The organism is Megasphaera paucivorans (assembly GCF_900103535.1).
Classification (GTDB): domain Bacteria; phylum Bacillota; class Negativicutes; order Veillonellales; family Megasphaeraceae; genus Megasphaera_A; species Megasphaera_A paucivorans.
In genome coordinates this window covers 26568-32654 of the sequence record NZ_FNHQ01000030.1, presented here as the reverse complement: position 1 = coordinate 32654, position 6087 = coordinate 26568, and the positions used below count along the sequence as shown (strand labels likewise).

General features: G+C 38.9%; 6 protein-coding genes and 1 pseudogene. 4 read left to right on the top strand and 3 right to left on the bottom strand.

Annotation, left to right across the window (positions count from 1 at the left end):
- Window positions 1-296 (bottom strand): transposase (locus BLR11_RS14370; RefSeq protein WP_218118789.1); only part of this gene is annotated, 296 nt, incomplete at its 3' end.
- 633 nt (window positions 297-929) lie between these two features.
- On the opposite strand from BLR11_RS14370, the gene BLR11_RS11380 reads away from it, so the two are divergent.
- Window positions 930-2123, top strand: a complete 1194-nt coding sequence (locus BLR11_RS11380; RefSeq protein ID WP_091652135.1) for a YibE/F family protein — start codon at window positions 930-932, stop codon at window positions 2121-2123.
- Between the two features lie 255 nt (window positions 2124-2378).
- Window positions 2379-3092, top strand: coding sequence for a hypothetical protein (locus BLR11_RS11375; RefSeq protein WP_091652134.1), 714 nt, complete (start codon window positions 2379-2381; stop codon window positions 3090-3092).
- A 60-nt stretch (window positions 3093-3152) separates the two neighbouring features.
- Here the strand turns inward: BLR11_RS11375 and mscL are convergent.
- Both mscL and BLR11_RS11365 read right to left on the bottom strand, forming a co-directional pair.
- Window positions 3153-3596, bottom strand: a pseudogene (mscL, locus tag BLR11_RS11370) (large conductance mechanosensitive channel protein MscL).
- 59 nt (window positions 3597-3655) lie between these two features.
- Window positions 3656-4480: a 4Fe-4S binding protein gene (locus BLR11_RS11365; RefSeq protein ID WP_091652131.1), complete on the bottom strand. Its 825-nt coding sequence runs from the start codon at window positions 4478-4480 to the stop codon at window positions 3656-3658.
- Window positions 4481-4738: 258 nt separating this feature from the next.
- Between BLR11_RS11365 and BLR11_RS11360 the strand changes: the two genes are divergently transcribed.
- Window positions 4739-5278 (top strand): nitroreductase family protein, encoded by a 540-nt coding sequence (locus BLR11_RS11360; RefSeq protein ID WP_218118788.1) that lies wholly within the window; start codon window positions 4739-4741, stop codon window positions 5276-5278.
- Window positions 5279-5317: 39 nt separating this feature from the next.
- On the top strand, window positions 5318-6076 hold the full coding sequence (locus BLR11_RS11355; RefSeq protein ID WP_091652130.1) for a hypothetical protein: 759 nt from the start codon (window positions 5318-5320) through the stop codon (window positions 6074-6076).
- Window positions 6077-6087: the final 11 nt, after the last annotated feature.

Sequence of the window (6087 nt, the reverse complement as noted above, 5' to 3'; positions counted from 1 at the left end):
CAAGAGGTTAGAATACTTGGTGTATGTATACCTAGCGAAAGAGCTAACTCGTTGTAAGATGACTCTGTACTTAGATATAACTCTACCGCATATTGCTTAAATTGAAAAGAGTATGTTTTCTTCTGGCGTGACCGTTGAAGAGCTTGTGAACCGTTCTCACGATACACGGCAACCCATTCTTTGAGAACGTTGTCGCTAGGAATATGATACTTCTTTGATAATAGCCTATACCCTAACTTCCCTTGCAAATACTCGTTAACAACTTTCATCTTAAATTCATAACTATATTTTGCCATAAAAAGCTGACCCCCATAAGCTAGATTTCTAGGTCTAACTTATGGGGGTCAGTACATGCTCTACCTTATACGTGCCTTTTTTTGTAACTTTCCGTCGAAATCTCACCGGAAAGTTTGGTGAAATAATTTTAAATCGCCAAAACCGTTCTTATATATTTAAAGAATTTATCTGAATGCATTTTTTATTATTATAATAATTTTATATTTTAATTAAAAACATTTGTATTTTTTGTAATTATATTTATAATATAATAAACAGGTTTTCCATGTTTCAGCAAACATGTACCTCCTAATATAAAAAATTTCGACTTTTTGAAAACCTGTAAAAGAAGGCAAGGCATGACTCCCCATCATACCTTGTCTTTTTTATTACGTTTCTGCCTTCCCGCAGTTATGCAAATTATATACCGGGTATTGCTGCAACCCTTGATGTATTTTCTCTTCTTAAAATTACTTTACATTTTTTATTTCTTAACCAGTTCTATATAGCAGAAGATTATTTATATTGTTTTTATCTCTTATTCTTTACAATATTTTTATTTGTAAGATCAATATATCTATGATATCATTTCATTCATAAACATTTGCAAATAATTCGCATTTGCAAATAATATATAAACGGAGGGATCTGCTATGAAATTAAAATCACTGCTATATAAAAATATATTCTTACTTTTTCTATTGTTCGGTATGTGTATGGGAAATATAGCTTTTGCCGCCAATCCACCTGCCGTATCTTCTACTGCCCAGACAGTACCTGCTTACGTACGGCCGCAATATTTTTATGCAACAGTGGAAAAAATCCAAAAACCACCTCATTCCCCTTCTTTATTTGAAAAAGAATCAAATGATGCTCAATTAGTAACATTAAAACTCACCTCTGGTCCCAATAAAGGATCCACTATTACTAGTTTACACAAAAAGATAAACATGAATGAAGTGGTTAATATGACCTTGCTTCCCGGCGACCGGGTAATTGTTGCTAAAACAGATAATGCAGGAAAAATCCGTTATGATGTTGCCGATTATCAACGGCTTCCTTACGTATATATCTTGCTGGGTATTTTTGTATTAACACTGCTGGTCATAGGTCGCAAAGTCGGTATTAAATCTCTATTTGTCGTTTGTTTTGCCATCGCAGTCATTCTGAAAATAATGATTCCGGAAATTTTAAGAGGACAATGGCCGATTCCCTATCTCACTTTTGCAATCAGTGCACTGATTACCGTCGTTACTCAAATTACGGTCAGCGGTTGGAAAGCCAAGACCTGGGGTGCCATATTAGGAACCGTAGGCGGTGTTGCTATGGCAAGCCTTCTTGCTTCTGCTTCTATCTTCTGGATGCATCTAACTGGATTGGATACGGAAGAAGCTATCATGTTACGGGCACAATACCTGCATTCGTTAAATTTTCAAGACATCGTATTTGCCAGCATTATATTAGGTGCATTGGGAGCTGTCATGGATGTTGCTATTTCTATTTCATCCTCCCTGCAGGAAATCCAGCTTTCTAATCCTGCTATATCCAGATGGAATCTATTTTCTTCGGGATTAAACATCGGAAAAGATATTATGGGTACCATGACAAATACCTTGATTCTGGCTTATTTAGGAAGCTTTCTGCCTTTGATTTTACTATTTGCAGTACAACAAAATATGGATTTGATTCCCATGCTGAATCTGGGTATGATCGTAACGGAAATAGTACGTGCTTTGACCGGAAGTATCGGTTTAATCTTTACTATACCTATTACTGCCGCTATTACGTCATTTTTTCTTACGGTACACCGCCCTAAAACAAACCGAGTGCCAGAAAAAATAAACTGACAACTATATTGCAATACATACAAAACCAACCGACGGGAATACCCGCCGGTTGGTTTTGTGTGTATTGCATGTTTAAAAACATCTCTATTTTCCTTACTTCACAAAAAACACCATCGTAATAATTTTGTACTATTTATTATATACTAAAAATTTTATATATGATATTATATAAAATAAATATAAAAAAAATAATTAAAAAAGAAATACAGCCCCCAGTTTCACATGAAGTATGTAACTATTTTCAGGAGGTAACTTATGATGAATTGCAAGCAACTTGTATCTGTTTTATTTATGTGTACCATCTTTACTATTCCTTATGGTGCAAATGCAAATGACATGGTATTGCACAAACCAATTTTAGCTTCTCCCCTGCCTGTAGAACAGTCTCAAGCGGAACCTTCCACAAAAGATCGCATACAGGCTATCCTGAAAGAGTTCGACCATAAAACCGAAGGTGTAAAAAAAGGAAACGTATATGTTCCTAAAGATACACAAATCACATTAGAATTAATGGATTCTATAAATTCAAAAAAAAATAAAACAGGAGATCCCCTTAAATTAAAAACCACCGAAGATTTACGTATTAACAATGTGGTCATTCTTCCAAAAGGATCGAACTGTGAAGGTGTAATTATCAAAGCCAGCGGCAACGGAATATTTGGCCGCGGCGGAAATTTAGAAATCAATATTCCCAGCATACAGACTCGTAACGGAGTCCATATTCCTTTAAACGGATATGTAAAAGGGTATGGCCGTGATGATAACGGCGCAGTTGCAGTCGCCGCTGTAGTAAGTCTCGTTGGAGGATTATTCATGCGCGGCGAAAACATTTATTATAACCAAGGACAAGTATTTAAGGTTACGGTTCAAAAAGATACCGATTTATCAGCTACTCCAGAGAATTTAAATGAAGCGATGAACGTCGTTTTGCCTCAAGGACAAAATGTGACCGTATCAGCTGCAAAATAAATTATCTTTTCCATCCCTATATACTGCTGCGTTGCAGCGATATATAGGGATTATTTTCGATCAGTCCGATATTACAGAGGTACAGTAAGGACACCGAGTCGCTTCTTCGGCAATTGATTCCCGGCAATAAGGACAGTGTCGCACAGCCGGGATTTCCTTGTATTGGGGAAAGAATGTATTGATTTGTCGAATCACGACAAAAATCGCAAGAGCTATAATCAAAAACTCAATGACCGTATTGATAAACGCGCCGTAGGCAACGACCGGAATCCCTTGCGCTTAGGCTTCCGCCAATGTCTCTGCGCGTTTTGTTGTGCTCAATAGAATAAAAAAATTAGAAAAATCAATACCTCCAAGCAGTACGCCCAAGGGCGGCATAATAATGTATGTCACAAGAGAACTCACAATTTTACTAAATGCCGCTTCTACGACAACGCCGATAGCCATATCAAGCACATTGCCCCGCATAATAAATCGTTTAAATTCACTCAAAAAATCGTTCATTTTTTCGCACCTCTTTTCTGTCAACCTATCGGGCTATCCCTATTTTATATGCTAATCAGTTATGCCTCTGCGGCTTTCTTATTTTTATCCGGTATCTGATGTTCACAAGGAACCCCGCATTGACATTTTCCACACCCATATCGGGGTGAAAACCGTTTTCTCGTATTATTCAAAAAAACGGCGCATATATCATGATTTTTCCCGGTTTTTTCATTGATAGCCTCGACAGGACATCTGTGAATACATGCTCCGCACTGTGTACAATACTCATATATGCGGCTGTACGTCCTATGATTCTTTTCAAAATCTGCTTCCGTAATCCAGGAAAAATAGCGTCCGGCAATTCCTTTTTTTGTAATAAGGCCTTTGGATAAACCAAACGTTCCTAAGCCGCAAATATACGCATTATGCCGCTCTGACCAAGTCGACGTATAGCTTTCCCCGTCGGTAAACCAATCATTACTTCCCATGTTCTCAATAGAATGAAAGTTTTCACTTAAAGAGGGCACGACCGTATCACAGTTTTTTCCTTTTAAATAGGCTGTGCCCCGCTGCAGCAGTTCATTTATGAATGCCTGCCCTTCAATACGTGCATACAACCACTCTTGTGCCGCCCAGTCTCCGCCCCTGTTGGCAAAACGCACCTGTTCTGTAAAAGGAAGAAATCCAGCTATACACGTTTTTGCAGACGACAGCCATTCTTTCGGCAGTATCAGATCCGGTAAATTTGCTTCCTTCTTATCTTTCAAGTCTTGATACATTGAATCCACCGGACTTCCATACGTAAATAAAGGGGCTTCAAAAATCCGGACGTTCTCCACTATATTTCGTTTATCCTCCAGAATAAACCGAGTCATATCTGATTCAAACTCCCGCTTGTCCATTATGCATCCTCTCCGATCTTTTCCTGTAATTATAGATATACCGACATGATCATCACACGCCCTATCAGGATATCATGCAGTCATTCCTTGTCTCCAGTATATCATACCGGTCGGTCTATATCCTATATGCCTATTTCTATTTCATATTTTTTTTGTACCTATTTCAGGAGCAGAAACTGCGTGTATCCTGCTCACCGGATTTTTTGCTGACGCAATTGACACCTACAGTATAATAAAAAGTGAAAGGGGTTGATTATCGTGAAACAAATAGAAAATAGGAGAAGTATACGGAAATATCAGAACCGGATCGTAGAAAAAGAAAAAATCATAAAAATTCTGGAAAGCGCTCGGTTAGCGCCCTCCGGAAGCAACACCCAGCCTTGGCGTTTTATCATTGTAGAATCAGAAGAAACAAAGAAAAAACTGGCACAAGTTGATCATAATCAAAAATGGATGTTGGAAGCTCCCGTTTATATTGTATGTACTGCGGATATTAGGTGCCGTATTTCTGATAGCCGCCCTCTCTATATAGACGAAACCAGTCCTGAAGTGGAATTGAAACAATGTATTCGAGATACCTCCATTGCCATAGAACACATACTCCTCGAAGCTGAAAATCAAGGTCTCGCGGCATGTTGGACCGGTTGGTTCGAACAAAAGGATGTGCGCCCCATATTAGGCATCCCCAATGATATATATGTTTGCGGAATCGTAACGCTGGGATATGGAAATGAAACACCCTCACCCAGACCGCGAAAATCCTTGGATGAAATAATCAAATACGAAACTTGGAATTAATTTTCCTATTTTATACCGTATTGCAGAGGAGGATACCCGATGAAGCGAATCATATCCATCATTACTTTTTGTTTGATATTTTTTCTGCCATCTCTTTCCCTTTCTTTTGCATACCACCATTCCATGCCGCAGCAATCGATTCATACATTCTTAGAACGTATAGATGGGGATTGGTACGACTATGCCGGTAATTTAGCAATGACTGTAGAAAACGATTCCATTAACGGCTGCCCTGTCACAGCGGCCTTTGACTTTGCCGGAGGATATCCGGAGAGTGGTACGATACGGATTACAGAAGCTGCAGGAAATCGAGATATTTATATCTATGCATTTGGTCAAGGATATCACACGTATATCGTACTCAACAAGACCCTTCCCCTGCGAAAAACACCACATGCCCGCTATGTGGAATCTGTAGCCGGTCTCCATTTAGGAATGACACCATCTGAAGTATGCAAGCTATACGGCAAACCCACGCAAATTTCTCCTTATTTACTTGCTGTATCCGATCGCAGCCGCTATATGTATCAACATAGGGGTGTCAGCATCGACTTCGACGATAATGCGATTGCTGTCAATATTACACTGTATAAACAAGGTCCCTCCCACTTCGACAGTACAGGTTACACTTGTGCAAACAGCCTTGCCGATTATCATGACACCTATGGTTTGACACGCATGCCCTCTGTCCCCATCGGAAGCTATACTTCCTCCGGCGCCTATGGTATCGGGCAGGGAGAGTATTTGTATTTTGATACCTATCCCGAATCTATTACGCTATCGCTTTATGGATATTAATTACCAGTTTA

Excerpts from the sequence above, each read along its gene's own strand:
- BLR11_RS11380 (WP_091652135.1), top strand. The coding sequence starts at position 930 with ATGAAATTAAAATCACTGCTATATAAAAATATATTCTTACTTTTTCTA.
- BLR11_RS11375 (WP_091652134.1), top strand. The coding sequence starts at position 2,379 with ATGATGAATTGCAAGCAACTTGTATCTGTTTTATTTATGTGTACCATC.
- BLR11_RS11365 (WP_091652131.1), bottom strand. The coding sequence starts at position 4,480 with ATGGACAAGCGGGAGTTTGAATCAGATATGACTCGGTTTATTCTGGAG.
- BLR11_RS11355 (WP_091652130.1), top strand. The coding sequence starts at position 5,318 with ATGAAGCGAATCATATCCATCATTACTTTTTGTTTGATATTTTTTCTG.